Source organism: Burkholderia sp. APQ4-4ca (assembly GCF_057837105.1).
Map to the genome: position 1 here is coordinate 209,779 of NZ_JBYQCG010000059.1, position 23,718 is coordinate 233,496.

The 23,718-nt window shown below is 66.9% G+C and carries 22 protein-coding genes and 1 riboswitch; of the genes, 17 read left to right on the forward strand and 5 right to left on the reverse strand.

Going from position 1 to position 23,718, the window contains the following annotated elements; all coding sequences use genetic code 11:
• Positions 1-102: 102 nt before the first annotated feature.
• Positions 103-293: riboswitch (cobalamin riboswitch) on the reverse strand.
• Positions 294-394: 101 nt separating this feature from the next.
• From AC3IFE_RS02755 to cobM, 5 genes are all read left to right on the forward strand, one after another.
• Positions 395-736 carry a hypothetical protein gene (locus AC3IFE_RS02755; RefSeq protein WP_489189529.1) on the forward strand — a complete coding sequence of 114 codons (342 nt, stop codon included), beginning with the start codon at positions 395-397 and terminating at the stop codon, positions 734-736.
• Positions 737-859: 123 nt separating this feature from the next.
• The gene (cbiE, locus tag AC3IFE_RS02760; RefSeq protein WP_489189530.1) at positions 860-2,131 is read left to right on the forward strand and encodes a precorrin-6y C5,15-methyltransferase (decarboxylating) subunit CbiE; all 1,272 of its coding nucleotides are present in this window, start codon (positions 860-862) and stop codon (positions 2,129-2,131) included.
• Positions 2,131-3,219 carry a cobalt-precorrin-5B (C(1))-methyltransferase gene (locus tag AC3IFE_RS02765; RefSeq protein ID WP_489189531.1) on the forward strand — a complete coding sequence of 363 codons (1,089 nt, stop codon included), beginning with the start codon at positions 2,131-2,133 and terminating at the stop codon, positions 3,217-3,219. The genes cbiE and AC3IFE_RS02765 overlap by 1 nt, the downstream gene beginning before the upstream one ends.
• Positions 3,216-3,947 (forward strand): cobalt-precorrin-6A reductase, encoded by a 732-nt coding sequence (locus tag AC3IFE_RS02770; RefSeq protein ID WP_489189532.1) that lies wholly within the window; start codon positions 3,216-3,218, stop codon positions 3,945-3,947. Before AC3IFE_RS02765 ends, AC3IFE_RS02770 begins: the two co-directional genes overlap by 4 nt.
• 43 nt (positions 3,948-3,990) lie before the next feature.
• On the forward strand, positions 3,991-4,719 hold the full coding sequence (gene cobM / locus AC3IFE_RS02775) for a precorrin-4 C(11)-methyltransferase (RefSeq protein ID WP_089464757.1): 729 nt from the start codon (positions 3,991-3,993) through the stop codon (positions 4,717-4,719).
• Between the two features lie 117 nt (positions 4,720-4,836).
• Here cobM and AC3IFE_RS02780 read toward each other — a convergent pair whose 3' ends face one another.
• Positions 4,837-6,015 (reverse strand): MFS transporter, encoded by a 1,179-nt coding sequence (locus tag AC3IFE_RS02780; RefSeq protein ID WP_489189533.1) that lies wholly within the window; start codon positions 6,013-6,015, stop codon positions 4,837-4,839.
• A 128-nt stretch (positions 6,016-6,143) separates the two neighbouring features.
• On the opposite strand from AC3IFE_RS02780, the gene AC3IFE_RS02785 reads away from it, so the two are divergent.
• Entirely contained in the window at positions 6,144-6,665 is a 522-nt protein-coding gene (locus tag AC3IFE_RS02785; RefSeq protein ID WP_489189534.1) for a MarR family winged helix-turn-helix transcriptional regulator, read from the forward strand.
• A gap of 222 nt (positions 6,666-6,887) precedes the next feature.
• On the opposite strand, the gene AC3IFE_RS02790 is transcribed toward AC3IFE_RS02785, so the two are convergent.
• Together AC3IFE_RS02790 and AC3IFE_RS02795 are read right to left on the reverse strand one after the other, a co-directional pair.
• On the reverse strand, positions 6,888-7,805 hold the full coding sequence (locus AC3IFE_RS02790) for an alpha/beta hydrolase (RefSeq protein WP_489189535.1): 918 nt from the start codon (positions 7,803-7,805) through the stop codon (positions 6,888-6,890).
• Positions 7,806-7,846: 41 nt separating this feature from the next.
• Positions 7,847-10,330, reverse strand: a complete 2,484-nt coding sequence (locus AC3IFE_RS02795) for a flavin-containing monooxygenase (RefSeq protein WP_489189564.1) — start codon at positions 10,328-10,330, stop codon at positions 7,847-7,849.
• A 595-nt stretch (positions 10,331-10,925) separates the two neighbouring features.
• Between AC3IFE_RS02795 and AC3IFE_RS02800 the strand changes: the two genes are divergently transcribed.
• The gene (locus AC3IFE_RS02800; RefSeq protein WP_489189536.1) at positions 10,926-12,053 is read left to right on the forward strand and encodes an AraC family transcriptional regulator; all 1,128 of its coding nucleotides are present in this window, start codon (positions 10,926-10,928) and stop codon (positions 12,051-12,053) included.
• 258 nt (positions 12,054-12,311) lie between these two features.
• On the opposite strand, the gene AC3IFE_RS02805 is transcribed toward AC3IFE_RS02800, so the two are convergent.
• Positions 12,312-13,016, reverse strand: a complete 705-nt coding sequence (locus AC3IFE_RS02805; RefSeq protein ID WP_301739091.1) for a glutathione S-transferase N-terminal domain-containing protein — start codon at positions 13,014-13,016, stop codon at positions 12,312-12,314.
• Positions 13,017-13,484: 468 nt separating this feature from the next.
• Between AC3IFE_RS02805 and AC3IFE_RS02810 the strand changes: the two genes are divergently transcribed.
• The 6 genes from AC3IFE_RS02810 to AC3IFE_RS02835 all read left to right on the forward strand — a co-directional run bounded on the left by AC3IFE_RS02810 (position 13,485) and on the right by AC3IFE_RS02835 (position 18,589).
• Positions 13,485-14,651 (forward strand): ABC transporter substrate-binding protein, encoded by a 1,167-nt coding sequence (locus tag AC3IFE_RS02810; RefSeq protein ID WP_301739092.1) that lies wholly within the window; start codon positions 13,485-13,487, stop codon positions 14,649-14,651.
• Positions 14,652-14,700: 49 nt separating this feature from the next.
• A complete protein-coding gene (locus tag AC3IFE_RS02815; protein WP_301739093.1) occupies positions 14,701-15,780 on the forward strand; it encodes an ABC transporter ATP-binding protein in 1,080 nt (359 codons plus the stop codon).
• A gap of 49 nt (positions 15,781-15,829) precedes the next feature.
• Positions 15,830-16,702 (forward strand): ABC transporter permease, encoded by an 873-nt coding sequence (locus tag AC3IFE_RS02820; protein WP_301739094.1) that lies wholly within the window; start codon positions 15,830-15,832, stop codon positions 16,700-16,702.
• Positions 16,702-17,625, forward strand: coding sequence for an ABC transporter permease (locus AC3IFE_RS02825; RefSeq protein WP_060318577.1), 924 nt, complete (start codon positions 16,702-16,704; stop codon positions 17,623-17,625). The genes AC3IFE_RS02820 and AC3IFE_RS02825 overlap by 1 nt, the downstream gene beginning before the upstream one ends.
• Positions 17,626-17,736: 111 nt before the next feature.
• Positions 17,737-18,174: a hypothetical protein gene (locus AC3IFE_RS02830; protein WP_301739095.1), complete on the forward strand. Its 438-nt coding sequence runs from the start codon at positions 17,737-17,739 to the stop codon at positions 18,172-18,174.
• Positions 18,175-18,376: 202 nt separating this feature from the next.
• On the forward strand, positions 18,377-18,589 hold the full coding sequence (locus tag AC3IFE_RS02835) for a hypothetical protein (protein ID WP_006497261.1): 213 nt from the start codon (positions 18,377-18,379) through the stop codon (positions 18,587-18,589).
• A 201-nt stretch (positions 18,590-18,790) separates the two neighbouring features.
• Here the strand turns inward: AC3IFE_RS02835 and AC3IFE_RS02840 are convergent, their stop codons facing one another.
• A complete protein-coding gene (locus AC3IFE_RS02840) occupies positions 18,791-19,756 on the reverse strand; it encodes a D-2-hydroxyacid dehydrogenase (protein ID WP_489189537.1) in 966 nt (321 codons plus the stop codon).
• Between the two features lie 259 nt (positions 19,757-20,015).
• Here AC3IFE_RS02840 and AC3IFE_RS02845 point away from each other — a divergent pair, with 259 nt between their 5' ends.
• The 4 genes from AC3IFE_RS02845 to AC3IFE_RS02860 all read left to right on the forward strand — a co-directional run bounded on the left by AC3IFE_RS02845 (position 20,016) and on the right by AC3IFE_RS02860 (position 23,645).
• Positions 20,016-21,206, forward strand: coding sequence for a CaiB/BaiF CoA transferase family protein (locus tag AC3IFE_RS02845; protein WP_489189538.1), 1,191 nt, complete (start codon positions 20,016-20,018; stop codon positions 21,204-21,206).
• 21 nt (positions 21,207-21,227) lie between these two features.
• Entirely contained in the window at positions 21,228-22,190 is a 963-nt protein-coding gene (locus AC3IFE_RS02850; RefSeq protein ID WP_489189539.1) for a hydroxymethylglutaryl-CoA lyase, read from the forward strand.
• Between the two features lie 27 nt (positions 22,191-22,217).
• A complete protein-coding gene (locus AC3IFE_RS02855; protein WP_034207330.1) occupies positions 22,218-22,601 on the forward strand; it encodes a VOC family protein in 384 nt (127 codons plus the stop codon).
• A 216-nt stretch (positions 22,602-22,817) separates the two neighbouring features.
• Positions 22,818-23,645: an alpha/beta hydrolase gene (locus AC3IFE_RS02860; protein ID WP_489189540.1), complete on the forward strand. Its 828-nt coding sequence runs from the start codon at positions 22,818-22,820 to the stop codon at positions 23,643-23,645.
• Positions 23,646-23,718 lie beyond the last annotated feature (73 nt).

Here is a 23,718-nt window from a genome sequence, read left to right on the forward strand (position 1 = left end):
GCGACGCAGGAATCGAATCGGGGGCGGAACTCAACGGGATACCGGAACAGTGTGGCGCCGCGGCCAACGCATCGGTACACCCCGCCCGACGCCGACTGGCACGCACGCACTTTCTGGCCGGCAGGTCTCCTGGCTGACAGGTCGGCGCCTCCTCCCGGCCTTCCCGGTGAAACCAGTGGCATGAGGGGGAGATCGGCTCGCTGTCTACAGTTGCGGGGGCAGCCACAGCGGCGCGCGGTGCGCCCTGTGTTCCCTCTTCGGCCCCGAAGGGCACCGGCGAACGAACGGCCGTAGGATACCCGATTTTCGCGGCGATCCTGCATCGGCGGTGTGCGCTGCAACGGTGTCGCAGCATGGCTGTGACGACCGGCGTGCGGTTGCGCGGATGGTACGATTGGCGGCTCGACATTCGATCGGCGCGACGCCGGTATCCGCGATGATGAAACTCGGCAGGACGGAGCTGTTCGGCATCGGAATCGCACTGGCCTTGCTGGGCCTCCCCGCATGGATGATGCTCGCGGGCATGCTGATTCCGTTTGCGCCGTCCGCCGAATGGCCGAAGAATGTCGGGCTCGCCGGCCTCGCGGCGCCGATCGCGGCAGGTGGAACCTACCTGTTCAGGAAAGGCGGCGTGCGACCGCTCGCATGGCTACTGCTCGGCTGGCTGCTGGTCGCGGCGATCGCCGGACTGTATCTGGCGATGGTGATGTGGATCGGCGGCACGCCGCGCGGCTGACCAGGAGCGTGGCGGCATCGTCCGTGGCGCCAATGCCGCGGCACGGAAACGGATCGATGCGCGGCAGCTCGGCGGCTGCGCATCGCTACACACGGTATGAAATCGAACGATGGGGAAGGGTGCATGACGGCGTGGCTGACGGTAGTGGGCATCGGCGACGACGGTTACGCGGGGCTCGGGCGCCACGCGCGGCGCGCGTTGCTCGACGCGACGCATGTGGTTGGCGCGAAACGGCATCTCGACATGCTGCCCGCGCGGCTGCGCGCCGCGCGCGAAGCATGGCCGTCGCCGTTCGACCTGTCGGGGCTGCTCGCGCGCCGCGGCGCGCCCGTGTGCGTGCTCGCGAGCGGCGACCCGATGCTGTTCGGCGTTGGCGCGACGCTCGCCCGCGAGCTTTCCCCGGACGAATGGCGCGTCCTGCCGGCGCCGTCGTCGCTGTCGCTCGCGGCCGCACGCCTGGGCTGGGCGCTGCAGGACGTCGGTGCGGTCTCGCTCGTTGGGCGTCCGCTCGCGACGCTGGCCCGCCACCTGCTGCCGGGCCGGCGCCTGTTCGTGTTGAGCGCCGACGGCCGCACGCCGGCCGCGGTCGCCGCCGAACTCGCCGCCCGCGGCTTCGGGCCGACGCGCATCAGCGTATTCGAACATCTGGGCGGCCCGCTCGAGCGGCGGATCGACGGCCTCGCGCAAGACTGGAACATCGACGAAACCGCCGCGCTCAATCTCGTCGCGCTCGACTGTCGGGCGAGCCCCGACGCACCGCGCCGCGCGCTCACGCCCGGGCTGCCCGACGACGCGTACCGCCACGACGGCCAGCTCACCAAGCGCGACCTGCGCGCGATGACGCTCGGTCGCCTCGCGCCCGCGGCCGGCGAATTGCTGTGGGACGTCGGCGCCGGCAGCGGCTCGATCGGCATCGAATGGATGCGCGCGCATCCATCCTGCCAGGCGATCGCAATCGAAGCGCATGCGGAACGGCAGCGCTTCATCGAACACAACCGCGATACGCTCGGCGTGCCGGGCCTGCAACTCGTTTCAGGCCGTGCGCCCGATGCGCTCGCGGGGCTCGCCGCGCCCGACGCGATCTTCGTCGGCGGCGGCGCGACGGCGCCCGGCGTGCTCGACACGTGCTGGGCGTCGCTGAAACCCGGTGGGCGGCTGGTCGCGAACGCGGTGACGCTGCAAGGCGAGATGGCGCTCGCCGCGTGGCGCGATGCGCACGGCGGCACGCTCACGCGCGTGTCGCTCGCGCACGCCGAACCGCTCGGCCGTTTCGACACGTGGCGGCAACCGCTGCCGGTCACGCTGTACGACGTGCGCAAACCCGACACGACAGACGCAGCCGACGCGGCCGGCTCGTCGAATATGTCGAATCCGTCGAACCCAATGGACGCGTGATGCGCGACGAAACCCCCGAACAGCCCGCGCCGCTGCGCTTCGGCTACACGACCGGCAGCTGCGCGACCGCGACGTCGCTCGCGGCGGCGCGTCTGCTGCTCGCGGGCCACGCGGACGACGCGGTCGAGATCGTGCTGCCGAAGGGGCAACGCGTGATGATGCGGCTCGAATTCTGCCGCGCCACGGCTGAGGGCGCTGAAGCCGGCACGATCAAGGATGCCGGCGACGATCCGGACGTCACGCACGGCGCGCTGGTCTTCGCGCGCGTCGCGCTCGCGGCGGCGTCCGGCGTGCGTTTTCATGCGGGGCCGGGCGTCGGCACGGTCACGCGCGCGGGGCTCACGCTGCCGGTCGGCGAACCGGCGATCAACCCGGTGCCGCGCCAGATGATGACCACGCACCTGGAAGCGCTCGCCGCCGAACACGGTTACACGGGCGGTTTCGACGTGACGATCGGCGTCGAAGGCGGCGAGGCGCTCGCGCTGAAGACGATGAACCCGCGCCTGGGTATCGTCGGCGGGCTGTCGATCCTCGGCACGACCGGCATCGTGCGGCCGTTTTCGTGTTCGGCCTATATCGCGTCGATTCATCAGGGTATCGACGTCGCGCGGGCGAACGGCATCGCGCACATCGCCGCCTGCACGGGCAACGCGAGCGAGGATGCGATGCGCGCGCACTACCGTCTGCCCGACATGGCGCTGATCGAGATGGGCGATTTCGCGGGCGCGGTGCTCAAGCACCTGCGGCGCGCGCCGGTCGCGCGCCTGTCGATGTGCGGCGGCTTCGGCAAGCTGAGCAAGCTCGCGGCCGGCCATCTCGACCTGCACAGCCGCCATTCGAGCATCGATCTGCCGCTGCTCGCGCAGTGGGCGGCCGAAGCCGGCGCGAGCGAGGCGTTGCAGGCGACGATGCGCGCCGCGAACACGAGCCAGGAAGCGTTGAAACTCGCGCAGGCCGACGGCGTGCCGCTCGGCGATCTCGTCTGCACGCATGCGCTGCGGGTGGCGCGCGACATCGTGCCGCCGTCGATCGCGGTCGAGATGTTCGCGATCGACCGGCAAGGCCGTTTCGTCGGGGAGGCGCGATGAGTCCACGCATTCTGCTGCTCGGCGGCACCGGCGATGCGCTGAAAATCGCGCGCGCGCTCGGCCCGCATCACGTCTACAGTCTCGCCGGTCTCGGCAAGACACCCGACGATCTGCGCTGCGACGTACGCGTCGGCGGTTTCGGCGGCGCAGCCGGGCTGACCGCGTATCTTCGCGACGCCGGCATCGGCCTCGTGATCGACGCCACCCATCCGTACGCCGCGCAAATCAGCGCGAACGCCGCGACGGCGACGCGCGACGCAGGCGTGCCGCTGTGGGCGCTGCGCCGCGCGCCGTGGACGCCGCAACCGGGCGACGACTGGCGGATGGTCGACGACTGGGCCGGCATCGAGGCCGCGCTCGCGCCGTTCAGGCGCCCGCTGTTCACGCTCGGCCGCGAGCCGCTCGCGCATCTCGATGCGATCCCGCCGCACCAGTTCTGGCTCGTGCGCTGCCTCGATGCGCACCCCGGCAACGCCCGTGCGCAGGTCCTCGCCGCGCGCGGGCCGTTCACACCCGACGGCGAGCGTGCGCTGTTCGCGCTGGCGGGCATCGACGTCGTCGTCAGCAAGAACAGCGGCGGCGCGGCCACCGAGGCCAAGCTCGACGTCGCGCGCGAACGCAGGCTGCCGGTCGTGATGCTGCGCCGGCCGCCGCTGCCCGATGCCGACCGCGCGTTCGACTCGGTCACGGCGCTCGTCGATGCACTCGATCCGGCCGCGCGCGCGTGACGCGACGCAGCGGGCCATCCCACGAATTGACGGAGAAATTTCGATGACGGTGTACTTCATCGGCGCGGGCCCCGGCGACCCGGAGCTGATCACGGTAAAGGGCCAGCGCCTCGTGCGCACGTGCCCGGTGATCCTGTATGCGGGCTCGCTCGTGCCGGCCGCCGTGCTCGACGGCCATCGCGCGGAGCAGGTCGTGAACACGGCCGAGCTCGACCTCGATGCGATCGTCGCGCTGCTCGCCGCCGCGCACGCGAAAGGGCAGGACGTCGCGCGCGTGCATTCGGGCGACCCGTCGCTGTACGGCGCGATCGGCGAACAGATCCGCCGCCTGAAAGCACTCGGGATTCCGTACGAAATCGTGCCGGGCGTGACGGCCACGGCCGCGTGCGCGGCGACGCTCGGCGTCGAGCTGACGCTGCCCGGCGTCGCGCAGACGGTGATCCTCACGCGCTTCGCGGGCAAGACGACGATGCCGGAAGGCGAAGCGCTCGGCGCGCTCGCCGCGCATCGCGCGACGCTCGCGATCCATCTCGGCGTGCGCCATCTCGCGCGCATCGTCGACGAAGTGCTGCCGCATTACGGCGCCGATTGCCCGGTGGCGGTGATCTATCGCGCGAGTTGGCCCGACGAGGAACGCGTGACGGGCACGTTGGCCGACATCGTCGGCAAGGTGCGCGGCACGCAGATCGAGCGCACCGCGCTGATCCTGATCGGGCGCGTGCTCGACGCCGAAGGATTCGCGGATTCGACGCTGTACGCGAGCGCGGGCTGAACGCGCCTGCGCCGTGGAGCCGAGTATCCGGATGGGCCGCGACGATATTCCTGGCGCGAGCATGCCCGGGACGACAGCCTGCATGCAGGCGCCCGCGCCGCTAGCCCGCGGCGTCGCTCAGGCCCGCGCGACGTGCCGCGCCAGCTTCGGTGCAAACCCGGCCGCCAGCGCGAACAGCACGGCACAGAGGCATGCCATCGCGATCCACGCGGGCGTCAGGTCCGCGAGATGCTGGCGCACGATGCCGGCCGCGAACGGAAACAAGCCGGCGATCAAATAGCCGACACCCTGCACGAACCCCGTCAGTGACGCGGCATCGGCGGGCGTGGCTGCATGGTCGACCGTGACGATCAGCGACAGCGGAAACAGCGCGCCGATTCCCGCGCCGAGCAGCAGCGCGGCCGGCAATGCAAGTGCTTCCGGCGCGGCCAGCATCACCAGCAACCCGGCGAACAGCGACGCGATCGCCGCATGCAGCGCGGGCCGGCGATCGGGCAAGCGATCCATCGTCGCGGAAATCGTGAGTCCCGCGACAACTTCCGCGAGCGTCACGCCGCCGAGCAGGCTGCCGGCCGCGGTCGGCGACCAGCCGAGCCGCATGTAGTACGGCGGCAGCCACGCGAGCACGAGCGTGTAAGCGCCGGTCGCGATGCCGAAGAACAGCGCGAGCCGCCACGCGCGGAGCGAACGAGACGGCCGAGCATTCGATACCGACGCCGGCCCGGCGGCAAGCGCGTCGCCGCCCCGGCTGGCCAGCGGCCAGGCCAGTGCGGCGAGCGCCGCCGGCAACGCCCAGCCCGCGAGCGCGGCGAGCCAGCCCCAGCGCGCCGCGGCGAACGGCGCGACGACGCTCGCGAGTACCGCGCCGCCCATGATCGACGTCGAATAGACGCCCATCGCACCGCCGATGCGCGTCGCGAAATGCGCCTTCACGAAGCCGGGCAACAGCGCCTGCACCATCGCGATCCCGACGCCTGCGCAGCACGCGCTCGCGAGCAGCAGCCACGCATGCTGCGCACCGACGCGCGATGCGCAGGCCAGCCCGATCAACGCGACGCCGAGCCACACGCCGACCGCGATCCCGGTGACGCGCTGCAGGCGCCGCGCGCTCAGCGCGCCGAGGCCCATCAGCAGGATCGGAATCGTCGTCAGCAGGCTGGCCGCGCCGTCGCCGATCCCCGTCGCGCGCTGGATCATGTCGAGCAGCGGGCCGACCGCGGCGAGCGCCGGCCGCAGGTTCAGCCCGACGAGCACGATCACGGCGAGCCGCCATCCGGGGGAAGTGAAGCGATTCATTGCATGGCCTCGATATCGATGCGCGGCTGCCCGCGGGGCGCCGCGCGTTTTCAGGTAAAGTATCTCGACATCAAGATAATCGCCGATTTATCTCGACGTCAAGATAACTGGCGAGCCGAGGAGGGTTAATGGATCGAGCCGAGCATGCGCTCGCGCAATGGCGCGCCGAGCGTCCGGATCTGGACGCGACGTCGATGGTGGTGATGGGGCGGTTGCAGGAAGCCGCGCTCGTGATCGCGCGCGACCGTCTCAATCCGCTGTTCGCGCGCTACGGGATGCAGCCGGGCGAATTCGACGTGCTCGCGACGCTGCGGCGCAGCGGCACGCCGTTCGCGCTGACGCCAACCGCGCTGTACGACGCGCTGATGATGTCGTCGGGCGGGATGACCGCACGCATCGACCGGCTGCAGAAGGCGGGCTGGGTCGAGCGGCGGCCGAACCCGGCCGACGGGCGCGGCACGCTCGTCGCGCTGACGGATGCCGGGCGGGCGTTGATCGATGAAGCGGTTGTTGCGCATATCGATAATCAACGGGTGCTGTTGGCTGCATTGTCGGAGGCGGAACAGGCGCAGTTGTCGCACTTGCTGGGAAAGTTGCTGGCGGGGCTGGAAGGCGGAGCGCCGGAAGGGAAGGAAGGGACGCCGCGTTGAAGAATGCGTGATGGAAACGTACGCCGCGGGCAGAAAAGCTATTCGTGAATTTTCGCGGATGTCGCTTGCCGACCCGCAAGAGACGGTCGACATTCTCTTTCGTTGCCGTAGGTGGCCAAGGAGGCTGTCGAATAAGTAACGCTACCTCGTTGCCGACCTTTAATAGTCGGCATTCCTTCCAGCCAAGTAATCCGTCGACCCATAGAAGCGCTTGGCACGCAGTCATCGGCGGAGAAATTTCAATTGGTGTGCCAGCACCTCCGGAAACAGCGGATCAAAGTACGGGTCGAAATGATTTGCGTCAATCTCGATCACCTGCACGTGCGGGTTACCGACACGCCGAACTTTGTCCGACACAAACGGCGCGACCGTGTCTCCTGTGGCGCCAATCATGAGCATCGGGATCTTCACGTCCTTCAGACGTCGCCAAGGACGATAGAACGGCATGGTGAGTACGGACTTCGCCGCCACGCGGTTGTCGTAGCTGCCGTACTTCCAGTCGTCCAGCCCGATCTCCATGGCGTCCCAGGCGCCATCGCGATCCATGGTGCTGAACCGGCCCTCGCGCGCCAGGGTCGGAATGTAGATCGACCCACCTGGCTTGAACTGGTCCAGCGTGCCGAGACAGATCAGCTTCAGGAGCCGACCCGGTGGTGTGGCTAACGTCGCGGCCAGTCCATCGAGCATCGGCACCTGGATGATGGCGCCCTTCAGTTCAGGGTGCTGGGAAGCCAGGTCGACCACGTGCCCACCACCAAAGGAAGTACCCCACAGCGTGATCTGATGGGCTGCCACCATGGGCTGGGATTTGAGGTAAGCCAGTGCCGTATCCGCTACGCGTGTTCTGCGCCAGGGGTTGATACCCTGCCGTGGAAAACCGCCGCTGTCGCCCCAGCCTGGGTAATCAAACTCCATCACCGCGAACCCGGCCTCGACAAAGCTATGGGTGAACGATGACGTCAAGGCTCGTTGTATGCTGCCCCAGCCACCCAACATGAGGATGGTGGGCAACTCCTGATCGGGACGAGCGTCCTCCGGCACATAGAGTGTGGCACCGCACAGCGCCCCCTCTGCGGTGAAGGCGGACTTGATGGCGCGCAGGCGCACATGCGAGGTATCTGGATTGCGGCGGGATTTCATTTTAGGCTTCCGAAGGTCATGCATTTCATGCGAATGCTGGATCAGAGAATCATGGCCTTGGCGACAGGGTCGCCACCGACCTCATGCCAAGCGTGCCGAAATGGTTGCAGTTGTGTCCTCTGCACAGCGAACGTGGCCAGATGGCTCACGGCATTTGCGGCCGAGGACAGGAACGCCGCCTGAAGCTGGAACACATGCCAACGCCCTGCGTATACCTCCAGTTGGCATGGCACGCCACAGCGAGCGGCACGCGCGCTCAATCCGATCGAATCGGATTCCAGTACCTCCTGGTCACCTACTTGAATCAGCATGGGGGGCAGGCCGCTCAGATCGGCTTCCAAAATCTGGTGCTCGTTCTCCGGTGCATACCAACGTACAGCTTGCCTCAGCCATGCTACAGCGAGCATGGGATCGCGCGCCGAAGCGGATCGAATTGTCTCCCCCGACAAGGTCGTGTCCACGAACGGCGACAACAGCATCAGTGCCGCAGGCAAAGGCTCGCCCGCATCACGCAGTCTCAACGCCAGGTTCAGAGCCAGACCGCCGCCAGCAGAGTCACCGCAAACCACGATCTGGTGGGGTGCCAGACCGCGCTGGAGCAAATGGCGGTAGCACCTCAGTGCGTCGTCTATTGCGGCTGGCTGAGGATGCTCGGGAGCCAGCCGGTATTGCGGCACCCAGACCGTCATCCCGGTTGCGGCGAGGCGTGTCGTCAAGCTGCGATGGGTTCGGGCACTGCCCACGCAGAAACCGCCGCCATGCAGGTAGAGCACCGTCGTCCCCATTTCGTCCGCCTGCCTGGGGGAAATCACTTCGGTGGTCATGCCCTCGACCTTTTGACGCGCGACACGTACAGGCCCGTCGCTCGGCATGAGGCATGACAACGCGCTCACGATGAGGCGTTGCGTACCGACACCGATGGGCGGCCGAACGAATGCCTTGAACGTCACGCGCAGGAGCAACCTCAACATGCTGGCACTGAAAGACTCCAGCGCACTAATCGGCTCGGCGTACCGCGTCACATTTTCGACGCTGCGGTAAGGCTCGATGAAGTTGTAAGCGTTGAGCGATGAGTACCGCGTGAGCCAACGGTATCCAAACGTGAAACCTGGCCAGTTCGTGCTGTTGTGTCCGTTCGCATCCACATACCAGCTCTTGCAGCCCTGCCACACCGTCGTCGCCAGACGCTGCTGCACGTGCGCGTTAAATCGCCGATAGCGACGCTGAGTGACCTCGATTGCGCTTGCACCCGAGCGCCGCATTTCCAGCAAGCAGCGCATCACGTGCGCAATCTGGCTTTCGAGCATGTAGATGATCGAATTGTGGCCGAGGTTGGTGTTCGGACCGTACAGCATGAAGAAGTTGGGAAAGCCAGGTACCGTCATGCCTAGCCACGCTTCAGCCCCGCGCTGCCAGACCTCGTTGAGGTCAAGTCCGCCGCGCCCCGTAATGCGCATTGGAGAGAGGAATTCGGTGGCGGCGAAGCCCGTCCCGTAGATGATCGCGTCAAACTCTCGGAGCGTGCCATCAGTGGTCTCGATCCCGCTCCCGGTCACGCGCCGAATTTCAGACGTAACCAGTTCGACGTTGTCCCGATTCATCGCCGCAAGATAGTTGCTTGATAGCAGGATGCGCTTGCACCCGATCGGATAGTCGGGCGTAAGTCGTTCACGCAACGCCGCGTCGTGAACCTGTTGCGTGAGCAACTTGCGGAATGGCCGGCCGACGGCGAATTTCATCAATCCTTTCATACGCGTAAATGCGATCGCACGCGACTCGTAGCGCATGTAGATCGCAGCGCGATGTAGTTTGATCATCCACGGCAACTTTCGGAACAGCGCGCGTTGCCACTGGCTGTACTGCCGGTCGTGGCGCGGCATCAAATAGGCGGCCGAACGCTGGAAGACCGTGAGCGACCGAACGGTATCGACGATTGCGGGTACGAACTGGATGGCGGAGGCGCCGGTGCCGACCACGGCGACGCGTTTTCCCTCTAGCCGGTAATCGTGATCCCAATGGGCAGAATGAAAAGCGCGGCCCCGGAACTCGTTCATTCCGGGCAGTTTCGGCAGCGCCGGCCGGCTCAGTTGCCCCGTACCGCTAATCAACTGCGCCGCGTCAAGCGTCGAGCCGTCTGATAACGTCACGCACCACAACGCGCGGGACTCGTCGTAGCGAGCATGCGTGACCTCCGCTCGAAAGCGTAGATGCTGCTCGAGTCCATATTTGGCCGCGCAACGCTGCAGGTATGCGTATATTTCCGGCTGAGGCGCGAATGTTCGTGTCCATTCGGAATTCGGTTCAAACGAGAATGAGTAGAGGTGCGAGGGCACGTCGCACGCCGCGCCGGGATAGCCGTTGTCGCGCCATACGCCGCCCACATCGTTCGAGCGCTCGAGAATCAGGAAGTTGTCGATGCCCGCGCGCTTGAGGGCGACGCCCATGCCGATGCCGGCAAAGCCTGCGCCGATGACGATGGCGGCCAGTGGTTCTGTGCAATGGGCAATGGAATCAGACGATTGCATTTCGCGTCTCCTCTTGACTGGTGTTGGGGACATCGGTCGCGCTAGGTTCAACAGGGGCTGCGGTGCGTGCATCCATGAAGGATGCACGCGACTGACGCCGCAAATCAGGTCGACGGCCTGGCCTGCGATCGTGATCGTCTGTGCGTTGATGTTGTCGCCGATTGGCGTCGACATCACAGACGCGTCGACGATGGACCACCCTTCGAGCCAACGCACGCGTTAGGATCGGCCAGCAGGAGCGCATCGTGTCCTATCCTCATGTGCCGACCGGGTGATACACGGGTGTCGGCGTGCTAACGCAGCACTTCTCGGATCTCCTCCTTCGTGCAGCGTGCGCAGGCGCTCAAGGCAAGAGGTCCGCTTCTCTAGCAGCAGCGTCGGCTCACGAGTAAGCACCTCGCGCTGCTGCTCGAAGCGGACAGCAACATCGGCCGGACAACGCGTTTGCATGGGGTCTCCTCCCGGATGCGATGGTGTCGTTCGAACGACAACTGAGTGATGCCGATCGTGCCTGCGGGATGGGAAAACACCAATGCTGCGTCGGGACAATTGCTTTAGTATTTGGGCCAAATCGACGCTTTGAGGGTTTCTCCGCATGAGTTTCTGGGACTTCACCCGGAGTCCGGCCAGCGTCCGGTTGCTGGTCGACTTTGGCGGCGAACGCGACGTGTCTCACGCGACGCTGCTGGCCGGCACGGGGCTGACGCAAGCGCAACTCGGCGATCCGAATGTCGAGGTAACTGCCGCCCAAGAGTTGGGAGTGGCAGGCAACCTGCTGCGCGCTCTCGGTCACCCGAATGACCTCGGCCTCGAGGTCGGGCTGCGTTATCACTTTTCCACGTACGGCGTGTGGGGCTACGGGCTGATCGCCAGCGCCACGGCACGAGACGCGCTCGCGCTGGCGATGCGCTTCCTGCCGCTTACCTACGCATTCACCGTTATCACGTATCGCGATGAGCCCGACGCGGGCGTACTCGAGTTCGACGCACCGGCACTACCAATGGCATTGAGCCGGTTCTGTGTCGAGCGCGATATGGCAGCTGCGGCGATGCTGTTACAGGAGATCTCAGGTCCGGATTTCGTGCTGTCGCGCTTCGCGCTGCAGGCGACGCGCGCGACGTCGGCACGTAATGCGGCTACACCCGCGTTACGTATCGGAGGCGTCGAGCCCGAGTACGGGGCGCGTTCGAACAGTCTGGCGTTTGAGCGCACGTACCTCGACCGAAAGCTGCCGCATGCAAACCCGATCACGGTATCGATGTGCGAACAGATGTGCAGTCGTTTGCTCGACGCAAGGCGCGCCCGCGTCGGCACGTCGGCGATGGTCCGCCACTACCTGAATGCGGGATGGGACGGTCGCCCGCTTTCGCTTGAAGAAATGGCTCGGATGATGAGCACAAGCACGCGCACACTCAAGCGCAGGCTACAGGAGGATGGCACGACGTTCCGAACCCTGCTCAATGAATCTCGCAGTGCGATGGCCGAAACGTTGCTGGGCGACGTGCGGCTGACACTGACCGAAATTGCTGAGCGGCTCGGTTACAGCGACTTGTCAAGTTTCTCCCAAGCCTTCAAGAGATGGTACGGGGTCGCGCCGCAGGTTTATCGTGTGGGACTCGCGGGCGGGCGAAAAGAGAAGAGAAGAGAAGAGAAGAGAAGAGAAGAGATCATAAGCCGGGAACATTCTCGCAACGGCAGCGGGACTCGGCGTCGGAAACGGTAAAACTCCGCAGCGTACAATGCCGCAACCGCGTAAGTCTCATGCCTTCGCTGATGCCCAAGATAATTCTCTTCGGTTCAAACAACTTGTCGACGATCTGCGCTGACTTGTCGATTGACCGTTCCTGGCCGCACACCGACAGTCGTTCCAGCGTTCCCCGAAAATTCGTGACGAGCAAAAAAATACCCGCCGCGCATCGCGGCGGGCCTGGCTCAAGCGCGGCGCGGGCCGCGGACGGCGTGCCCGCTGCAGCCCGGTCACTCACCCCCGCGCCGGAATATTGAGCCCCCGCTCCACAGCCGGCCGTGCAACGAAAGCATCAAGCACCCGCTTGACGTGCCGGAATTCGCCGAACCCGACCAGATCGCCCGCCTCATAGAAACCGACCAGGTTACGCACCCACGGAAAGATCGCGATATCGGCGATCGTGTAGGTATCGCCCATCACCCACTGGCGGTTCGCGAGATGCGCGTCGAGCACGCCGAGCAGCCGCTTCGATTCGGCAACGTAACGGTCACGCGGGCGCTTGTCCTCGTAATCGCGGCCGGCGAACTTGTGGAAGAAGCCGAGCTGGCCGAACATCGGCCCGATGCCGCCCATCTGGAACATCACCCACTGGATCGTCTCGTAGCGGCCCGCGAGATCCTTCGGGATCAGCTGCCCCGTCTTGTCCGCGAGATAGATCAGGATCGCGCCCGATTCGAACAGCGGCAGCGGCTGGCCCTCGGGGCCGTTCGGATCGACGATCGCGGGGATCTTGTTGTTCGGGTTCAGCGACAGGAATTCGGGCGACAACTGGTCGTTCGTGTCGAAGCGCACGAGGTGCGGCTCGTACGGCAGGCCGGTTTCCTCGAGCATGATCGACACCTTGACGCCGTTCGGCGTCGGCAGCGAGTAGAGTTGGAGGCGGTCGGGATGCTGGGCCGGCCACTTTTGCGTGATCGAGAAGGCGGACAGGTCGGGCATGAAGGTTCGCTCGTCGAAGTGAATGATCCGCGCTGCGCCCGTGCCGCCTCGCTCACGCACGGTTCGCGACGCGGCGGCCGGGCGCAGCGCGCCGAAAGCGCCCACTGTAGCCGATCCGGGAAATCGATGCAGGGGTCGGCCGGCCGCCGACGAGTCGGCTCGAGAGCCGTGCTTGGCGTCGCGCCGATGCCGCCAGACACGACGCGTAGGGCGCCTCCGTTGGCCGACGGACCGCAGGCGGCCCCGCACATTTCGCCTCCCATCGAGATACGACGTCCTACACGTCTTGCAAAACAACCCCGCAACTGCCGACAAAGTCGAGCACCGCGCAATTCATCGACAAACGGAAGCTTTTTGTCAGGGAAAGTCCCGCCCCGCATCCGGCTGTTTTTTGTTGACCGACATCGTATAACACCGTCATGATTTCCTGACAAGAAAAGTCCCATCCACCGACCGAAGTGAGGAGACATGAACACCACCCCGATCGCTCGCCGCGTCCGCCGGATCGCACTCGCCCTGGGCTTCACGCTGTCGGCCGCCTCAGCCGTTGCCGCCCCCGTATCGCTGAACATCGTCGACGTCGCAGGCAATCTGCAACTGACGCAGAAGGCCATCGAGGCATTCAAGGAGAAGAACCCGACCCTCGTCGCGAACGTCACGTTCACGAACGCGCCCGCGCCGCAGTTGCCGGGCAAGATCAAGGCGATGCAGGCGGCGGGGCGCTCCGACATCGATCTCGTACTGACGGGCACCGACGCACTGGCCGCCGGCATCGAACAGAACCTGTGGCAAAAGCTGCTGCCCGACAACGCGGCCGCGTTCCCCGGCGTGCTCGACAAGTACGCGCCCGGCCCGCGCAAGATGCAGGATCTCGCGCAGGGCTACGGCCTCGAAGTGACCTACATGCCGGCCGGCCCGCTGCTCGAATACAACCCGGCGAAGGTCAGCGACCCGCCGAAGACGCCCGATCAGTTGCTCGCGTGGTGCAAGGCGCATCCGAACAAGCTGATCTATGCGCGCCCGGCGAACTCGGGCCCCGGCCGCACGTTCCTGATGGGGTTGCCGTACGTGCTCGGCGACAAGAATCCGCAGGACCCGATCAACGGCTGGGACAAGACCTGGGCGTTCCTGAAACAGTTGAACGACTGCGTGCCGTACTACCCGGGCGGCACGTCGGCGGTGATGAAGGAGCTCGGCGAAGGCACGCGCGACATGACGGTCACCGTCACCGGCTGGGATATCAACCCGCGCGCGCTCGGCATCGTGCCGGCCGAATTCAAAATCCAGGCGTTCGACAACATGACGTGGGTGAACGACGCGCACTACATGGTGATCCCGAAGGGCGTGCCGAAGGAAAAGCTCGACGTGCTGTTCAAGCTGATGAATTTCCTGCTCGAGCCGGCGCAGCAGGCGATGACCTACGACGACGGCTACTTCTATCCGGGCCCGGCGGTGAAGGGCGTGACGCTCGAGATGGCGCCCGCGCACAGCCAGGAAGTGATCAGGAAATTCGGCCGCCCCGAATACGCGAAGCTGCTCGCCGATCGCCCGCACGTGCAGCCGCTCAACGCGCAGGCGATGGTCGCCGCGTTCCAGAAGTGGGATCGCGAGATCGGCTCGCAGAAATCGAAGTGACGGCTGAACCGGCGGGCGCCGCGGCGCCCGCGTCGATGGAGTTCGTGGAATGAAGCACAGTTTCGAACGGTTGCGGCTCGACGGCGTGTGCCGCAGTTTCACCAATGCGCAAGGCGCGCAGGTCGCCGCGCTGAGCGGCCTCGACCTCGAGATCCGGCGCGGCGAGTTCATCGCGCTGCTCGGCCCGTCGGGCTGCGGCAAATCGACCGCGCTGAATTGCATCGCCGGGTTGCAGCCGCTCACGCGCGGCGGCATCTGGCTCGACGACACGCGCATCGACGTGCTGCCACCCGAGCGTCGCGGCTTCGGGATGGTGTTCCAGAACTACGCGCTGTTTCCGCACATGTCGGTGCTCGACAACGTCGGCTTCGGCCTCAAGATGCGCGGCGTGGCGAAGCAGGAAACGCGGCGGCGTGCCCAGCAAGCGCTCGAACTCGTGCAGCTCGTCGGTCACGAAGGCAAGCTGCCCGGGCAACTGTCGGGCGGCCAGCAGCAGCGTGTCGCGATCGCGCGCGCGATCGTGATCGAGCCGCCGCTCGTGCTGATGGACGAGCCGCTGTCGAACCTCGACACGAAACTGCGCATCGAGATGCGCGCCGAGATTCGCCGCATCCACACGCAGCTCGAACGCGCGACGATCTACGTGACGCACGACCAGGACGAGGCGCTGTCGATGGCCGACCGCATCGTCGTGATGAAGGAGGGCGTCGTGCAGCAGGTCGCGTCGCCGAAGGACGTCTACACGCGCCCGCACAACCTGCACGTCGCGCGCTTCATGGGCTATCGCAACGTGCTGCCGTTTACGCTCGAAGGGATGGCCGGCGACGGCGTTCGAGTGACAGCCGGTGGCGTACGCCTCGTCGGCGTGCCGATGGCCGGCTTCGATGCGAAGGACGTGATGGTCGCGCTGCGCCCGGACGACGTCGAGCGCGCGGAAGCCGGTGCCGACAATGCGTTCGACGCGACCGTCGAGACGGTCGAGTACGGCGGCCGCGACTTGCTGATCCGCGCGATCACGCCGTTCGGTGCGATCTGGGCGCGCGTGGCCGGCGAGTTCGCGCAAGGCGAGGCGCTGCGGCTGCGCGTGGCGCCGGCGCGCACGCTCGTCTATGCGGGAGACGCGCAATGAACGGTCCGCGCAAGCCGGCGCGCGAGGCGGCGTGTACCCCGGAGGCCGCATGAGCACGCTCGCGACCAGCGGCGCGCCGCGCGACGCGAAAGCCTGGCTCGTCACGCCGGCGCTCGCGTTCATTGCCGCGCTGTTCGTCTATCCGTTCGCGTACGGCCTCGTGCTGTCGTTCCAGCCGACGAACGGCGGCGGCGCGCTCGCGAACTACGTGCAGTTCTTCACCGACACCGCGATGTGGTCGACCGTGCTCGTCACGCTGAAGCTCGCGGTGCCGGCCACGCTGCTCAACGTCGGCATCGCGGTGCCCGTCGCATTCGCGCTGCGCCGCCATTCGCCGTACCAGAAGTTCGTCACGACGCTGCTCGTGATTCCCGTCACGCTCGGCACGGTGCTCGTCGCCGACGGGATGCTCACGTATTTCGGGCCGAACGGCTGGTTCCCGCAGGCGCTGCAGGGGCTGCACCTGTACACCGACGAAGTGCGCCTCACGCACAACTACTGGGGCGTGCTGCTGTCGCTGATCGTGTCGGGTTTTCCGTTCGCGTTCCTGCTGATGCTGTCGTACATCAGCGGCATCGACCCGACGCTCGCGCGCGCGGCCGCGACGCTCGGCGCGAACCCGTGGCAGCAGTTCCGCCAGATCTATCTGCCGCTGCTCGTGCCGGGGCTCACTATGGCCGCATGCCTGTCGTTCGTGCAGGCGTTCTCGGTGTTTCCGTCGGCCGTGCTGCTCGGCGCGCCGGCCGGCCCGACGCGCGTGATCTCGATCGCGGCGGCCGAAGCCGCGTTCGAGAGCTACGACTATTCGCTCGCGTCGGCGATCGCCATGGTGATGGGCTTCGTGCAGTTGCTGGTGGTCGCGTCGATGCTCGGCGCGCGCCGCTTCTTCTATACGGGCGCGGTGACGGGAGGCAAGGGCTGATGGCGACCGACAATCATGCCGCTCGCACGTGGCCGCCGAAGCACGATGCGCCCGATGCGCGGCCTGTCGATGCAAGGAAACCGCACCGGATGAAAAGCAACCTCGCCGGCCGCGCATGGAAGGCGCTGGTCTGGGGGCTGATGGCGTTCTTCCTGCTGAACGTGATGCTGCTGATCGCGACCGTCGCGGTGAACTCGGTCGCGACGCGCTGGTTCGGCACGCCGTTGCCGCAGGGCTTCACGCTGCACTGGTATGCGAAGGCGTGGGAAGACTTCCAGCTCGCGAGCGTGCTGTGGGTGACCGTCGAGGTCGTCGGCGCGGTCGTGCTGCTGTCGATCGCGCTCGGCGTGCCGGCCGCGTATGCGCTCGCGCGCGTGCAGTTTCGCGGCAAGCGCTTCGCGCTGCTGGTGTTCCTGCTGCCGCTGATGGTGCCGCCCGTCACCTACGGGATTCCGATGGCGACGGTGATGTACAAGATCGGGCTCGCGGGCACGCTGCCGGGCGTGATCCTCGCGAACCTCGTGCCGGCGCTGCCGTTCGTGATCCTCGTGATGACGCCGTTCATCGAGCAGATCGACCCCAATCTCGAAGCCGCCGCGCGCATCTTCGGCGCGAACACGTGGCGCTATTTCCGCTATGTGCTGCTGCCGCTGCTGGTGCCCGGCATGCTCGCGGCCGGGTTGCTCGTGCTGGTGCGCACGATCGGGATGTTCGAGCTGACGTTCTTCACCGCGGGCCCGAGCACGCAGACGCTCGTCGTCGCGCTGTATTACGCGGTGTTCTCGACCGGCGTGCGCGCGCCGCAGTCGATCGACGCGATGGCGATGATCTACATGGCCATCACGCTCGTGTGGGTCGTGATCGCATTGCAGTTCGTCAGTCCGACCCAGCTCGTGAGCCGCGTGAAGCAGGAGCGGCAGTAGGCGAGGGCGGCAACGGACGCGCCGCCGCCATGCAATTGGTTACAAATGGATACCGCGCACGACACGCGGACGTTGCAGACTACGCGGCGTTCACCCGATCGACGGATATCCATGAAGTTTCAAACGCTGTTGACACTCGCTGGCGCCTCGACCTTGCTCGCCGCCTGCAACCTGCTTCACGAGGGGCCCGGGTCGAGCGACGTCGACGCCGCGGTGCGCCGTGCGCTCGAAGCGGAAAACCACGGCGGGCTGAACGCGCTGTTCGGCCAGCCGTTGCCCGTGTCGGCCGACGTGATCTCGGCGAAACCCGACGGCGACTGCAAGAAGCTCGGCGATCGCACGTACTCGTGCGACGTCGTGGTCACGTGGCGCAACGCCGATTATTCGCCGTCGCGCGCGAACCTGACCTTCGTGAAGGCGGCCGACGGCGCGTGGCAGACGTCGGGCGTCGACGCGGCGCTCGTGACGGGCACCGCGAAATCGCTGATCGACCATATCGGCAAGGCATGGCCGGGCAATGCGGCGAGCGGCGCGTCGGCGCCGCAGTGACGCGCGGGCGGCGAGCCTTCGTTCCGTTCCCCCGGATAAACAGGCTCGGCCTTGCCGGCCGCGCCGCGGCGCTTCCCCTCCGATAAAAAGGGCGCGAGCACCGCACCTATCTCGTTTGAGCGCATCCTCGGTATGCAGGCAGGGTTATAGGGAAAACCCTTATCTCAAGGTATAATTCCGGCCATGAGAGAAAGGTCATACCATGCCTGAACGCTTCCAAACCCTTGAAAAATTTGTGTTTTCCCTCGTCGTGATGTCCGCCGTCGTGTGCTCGGCCTTCCTCGCGTACGAGCGTCACCCCGAGATCAAGATCGCACTGCATGAAGGCGAAGCGCTGATGCGCGAGAGCGCCAAGTATTCGGTCATCTGCTCGCCGTCCAAGGTCGATCCTTGCGTCGAGATGTCCGCTTACTGAGCCGGCTTTCCGCTTTTCGGCCTTGCGCGATGTCACTGCCGGTCTGAATACCCTGAAGTCGTCTCGTCACGTATTCGGAAACCCGCCGCAAGACAGCGCGAATGCACGACCCCGTTACGTGCCGCGTCGCTGGCGTAAGCAGTCCCGCGTTCCGTCGGCCCCGCTTCGAGCAATCGAGCGGGGCCGTTTCGTTTGCGTGTGTCACACGACGTGCTGCGGTTCTCCGCTGACAAATGCGGCGACGTTGTCGACGAGCTGATCGGCCAGCGCCTGCATCGCTTCGTCACTGGCCCATGCGACGTGCGGGGTCAGGATGAACGCCGGATGCGACAGGATCGCGTGAAACGGATGCGCGGCCGGCAGCGGTTCCTGCGTGACCACGTCGAACCCGGCGCCCGCGATCTGCCCCGACTGCAACGCGTCGACGAGCGCGCTTTCGTCGACGAGCCCGCCGCGCGCGGTATTGATCAGCAGCGGCCGGCGCGCCATCCGCGCGAACGCGTATGCGTCGATCAGATGCCGCGTCGCGAGCGTGAGCGGGCAGTGCAGCGTGATCACGTCGCTCACGCGCAGCAGCGTGTCGAGCGGCGCATGACCGTCGCCCGCCGCGTCGCCGTGCGCGGCGAACAGCACGCGCATGTCGAGCGCCCGCGCGATGGCGGCCACCGCGCGCCCGAGCACGCCGTCGCCGACGATCCCGATCGTCGAACCGGCCAGGTCGCGAATCGGATGATCGAAGAAGCAGAACTGCCCGCTGTCGAGCCAGCGCCCGGCGCGTACCGCGTCGCGGTACGCGACGAGGCTGCGGCGCAGCGCGAAGATCAGCGCGAACGTGTGCTCGGGCACCGTACGCACCGCGTAGCCGCGAATGTTGCTCACCACGATTGCGCGCGCCGCACACGTATCGAGATCGACGATATCGGTGCCGGTCGCGGCGATCGCGATCATCCGCAACCGCCGCGCGTCGGCGAGGGTCGTCGCGTCGAGCCGCACCTTGTTCGTCACGACGATGTCCGCATCGCGGATGCGCGCCGCGACTTCGTGCGCGGCCGTGCGGTCGAATGCCTGCACCACGTGCGGAAACGGAAACGGCTTCAGCACGGTCTGCGGCGACAGCGTCGCGCGGTCGAGCAACACGATCTTCGCGGGAGAGGAAACGGAAAACATGGCGGGTCTCGCTGACAGGCGCCCGGTGGCGCGGAACGGATCCGATTCTGCCGGCGGCGCGCGCGCCGTCGTTTGACCGTTGCGCGAGCGCGCTTTCCCGGATGGAAAGGCTGACGCGCCACACGTCGCCGACACCGCGCTCGCGCTGTCGCGCGCCTTTCCGTTTCGGAAAGGCGGGTTGACCATCGATCGATTTTCACCGGGCGCGAACGCCGTCATGATCGCCGTCATCGACAACACAATTTCATCGGAGACAGTCATGACACGCCCCCTGGACGGCATCCGCGTGCTGGAGCTTGGCCAACTGATCGCCGGGCCGTTCGCGGGCCGGATGCTCGCCGAATTCGGCGCGGAGGTCATCAAGGTCGAGCCGCCCGGCGTCGGCGATCCGCTGCGCAAATGGCGGCTGCTGCACGACGGCACGTCCGTTTGGTGGGCCGCGCAGTCGCGCAACAAGACCTCGCTCACGCTCGACCTGCGCACGCCCGAAGGGCAGGACGTCGTGCGCCGCCTCGTCGCCGACACCGACGTGCTGATCGAAAACTTCCGGCCCGGCACGCTCGAAGGCTGGGGGCTGGGCTGGGACGCGCTGTCCGCGATCAACCCGGGGCTCGTGATGCTGCGCGTGTCGGGCTTCGGGCAGACGGGCCCGTATCGCGACCGCCCCGGCTTCGGCGTGATCGCCGAGGCGATGGGCGGCCTGCGCCACCTGACCGGCGAGCCGGGCCGCACGCCGGTACGCGTCGGCATCTCGCTCGGCGATTCGCTGTCGGCGCTGCACGGCGTGATCGGCGTGCTGCTCGCGTTGCGGCATCGCGAACAGCAGGGCGGCAATGGGCAGGTCGTCGACGTCGCGCTGTACGAATCGGTGTTCAACATGATGGAAAGCCTGCTGCCTGAATACGCGGCGTTCGGCGCGGTGCGCGAGCCGGCCGGCAGCAGCCTGCCGGGCATCGCACCGACCAACGCGTACCGCTGCCGCGACGGCCGGTACGCGCTGATCGCCGGCAACGGCGACAGCATCTTCCGGCGCCTGATGGAACTGATCGGCCGGCCCGATCTCGGCAACGATCCGGCGCTCGCGCACAACGACGGGCGCGTCGCCCAGGTCGCGCGCATCGATGCGGCGATCGGCGCATGGAGCGCGCGTCACGATCTCGACGACGTGCTCGCCGCGCTGCACGGCGCGCGCATTCCGTCCGGGCGCGTCTACGACGTGGCCGACATCGCGGCCGATCCGCACTACCGTGCGCGCGACATGATCGTCGACGCCGCGCTGCCTGACGGCACGCCCGTGCTCGTGCCGGGCATCGTGCCGAAACTCGACGCCACGCCCGGGCGCATCGAGCGGCCGGCGCCCGCGCTCGGCGCGGATACCGATGCGGTGCTCGAATCGCTCGGCATCGATGCGGCGACGCGCGACGACTGGCGCACGCGCGGCGTGATCTGAAACAACCACGGGGACGAAGACATGACCGGCCATCCGCAACGACTCCATATCCACGAAGTCGCGACCCGCGACGGTTTCCAGAACGAAGCGGCGTTCGTCGACACCGACGACAAGATCGCGCTCGTCGACGCGCTGAGCGCCTGCGGCTACGCGAAGATCGAGGTCACGTCTTTCACGTCGCCGAAAGCGATTCCCGCGCTGCGCGACGCGGAGGCCGTGATGCACGGCATCGCGCGCGCGCCGGGTGTCGTCTATACGGTGCTCGTGCCGAACGTGCGCGGCGCCGAGCGCGCACTGTCGTGCGGCGTCGACGAGGTCAACCTCGTGATGTCGATGAGCGAGAGCCACAACCGCGCGAATCTGCGGATGACGCGCGAGCAGTCGTTCGCGCAGTTGCGCGACGTGATCGGCGCGGTGCGCGGCACGGGTGTCGCGATCAACGTGTCGCTGTCGACCGCGATGGGCTGCCCGATGGAAGGTGACGTGCCGGCCGAAACGGTGCTCGCATGGATGCAGCGCTTCGCGGATCTCGGCGTGCACGGATTCACGCTGTGCGACACGACGGGCATGGCGTTTCCGTCGCAGGTGCGCGATTTGTCCGCACGTGCCCGCGAGCGCTTCCAGGCGTTGCAGCTTACGCTGCACTTCCACAACACGCGCGGGATGGCGCTCGCGAACACGCTCGCGGCGCTCGACGCCGGCATCGACCGCTTCGATGCGTCGCTGGGCGGGCTCGGCGGCTGCCCGTACGCGCCGGGCGCGACCGGCAACGCCTGCACCGAGGAACTCGTGCACATGCTCGAACTCGACGGCTACGATACGGGCATCGATCTTGCGGCCGTGCTCGCCGCGTCGGCGCGGCTGCCCGCGCTGATCGGGCACGACGTGCCGAGCCAGCTCCTGAAGGCCGGGCGCCGCTCGGACCTTCATCCGCCGCCGCGCGCCGACGCCGGCGACATGCCCGCGCAACGCGCTTTCTCGTGAACGTCAACAGAAACAGGAGCGAATTCCATGGCGCTGATCGACCACCTCGATCATCTCGTGCTGACCTGCGTCGATCCGGAGCGGACGAAGCATTTCTACACCGAGGTGCTCCAGATGCAACTCGAAACCTTCGGCGCCGGCCGGCTCGCGTTCCGTTTCGGTAACCAGAAGATCAACCTGCACGTGCGCGGCGCGGAATTCGAGCCGAAAGCGCACGTGCCGGTGCCGGGCGCGCTCGATCTGTGCTTCATCGCGTCGGTGCCGCTCGACGACGTGATCGCGCACCTGCGGCGCGTCGACTGGCCGATCGTCGAAGGGCCCGTCGAACGCACGGGCGCGACGCAGAAGATCCGCTCGGTCTACGTGCGCGATCCCGACCTGAACCTGATCGAAATCTCCGAACCGATCTGATCCGACGGCCGCGCGCGCACCGGCACGCTGCGCGCCCGCCGCCACGGTCCTTCGCCGAAAGCGGACAGGCAGGCGCCGCGCCCGCCGATTCCGGATAGCCGTGCGCGGCTGCGCTACGCATAATGGCGCCACGGCGGCGGCGCGGCCGCCGCCTTCGCCGCGCGCACGGAATTCGCCCGCCGCGCGCATCCGCAACCCGATCCAGGTGCCTCCCGAATGACGATCCTCTATCGCGGCATGGACCGCACGGCGCTCGACGCCGCGTACCTGAACACGAAGGCCGTGCCCGATTTCCCCGCGTTGCTGGCGTCATGCCAGGCGCGCAGCGCGGCGCTGTACGCGGCGACGCCCGGCCGCCGCGACCTGCGTTACGGCGCGCGGCCCGCGCAGCGCTTCGACTGGCTGCCGTGCGGACAGCCGGACGCGCCGTTGTTCGTGTTCATCCACGGCGGCTACTGGCAGCACTGCACGAAAGAGGATTTCGCGTATGCGGCGAGCGGGCCGCTCGCGCGCGGCTACGACGTCGTGCTCGCCGAATACACGCTCGCGCCGGTCGCGACGATGACCGATATCGTCGGCGAAATCGGCGCGCTGCTCGACCATCTCGCGGCCAATCCCGACGGCCTCGGCATCGCGGGGCGGCCGATCCACCTGAGCGGCCATTCGGCGGGCGGCCACCTGACGGCCATGCATCGCGCGCATCCGGCCGTCGTGTCGGCGCTTGCGATCAGCCCGCTCGTCGATCTCGAACCGATCGCGCTGTGCTGCCTGAACGACAAGCTGCAGCTCACCGCACACGAAGTCGACGCATACAGCCCGCTGCGTCACGTCGGGCCCGGCGCCCCGACCGTCATCGCGGTCGGCGACGCCGAACTGCCCGAACTCATCCGGCAAGCAGACGTGTACGCGACGGCGTGCGAAGCGGCCGGCGAGCGGGTCGTCCGCGCGTGGCTGCCCGGCATGCGGCACTTCGCGGTGCTCGACGATCTCGCGACGCCGGACGGCGCGATGCTCGCCGCGTTGCACGCCATCGCGCCGCGCTAGCCGCGTCATATCGTGCCGTATCGTGCGTGTCGTGCATATCGCACGCGCAAGGCCCGGGCGTATGATCGGCGTC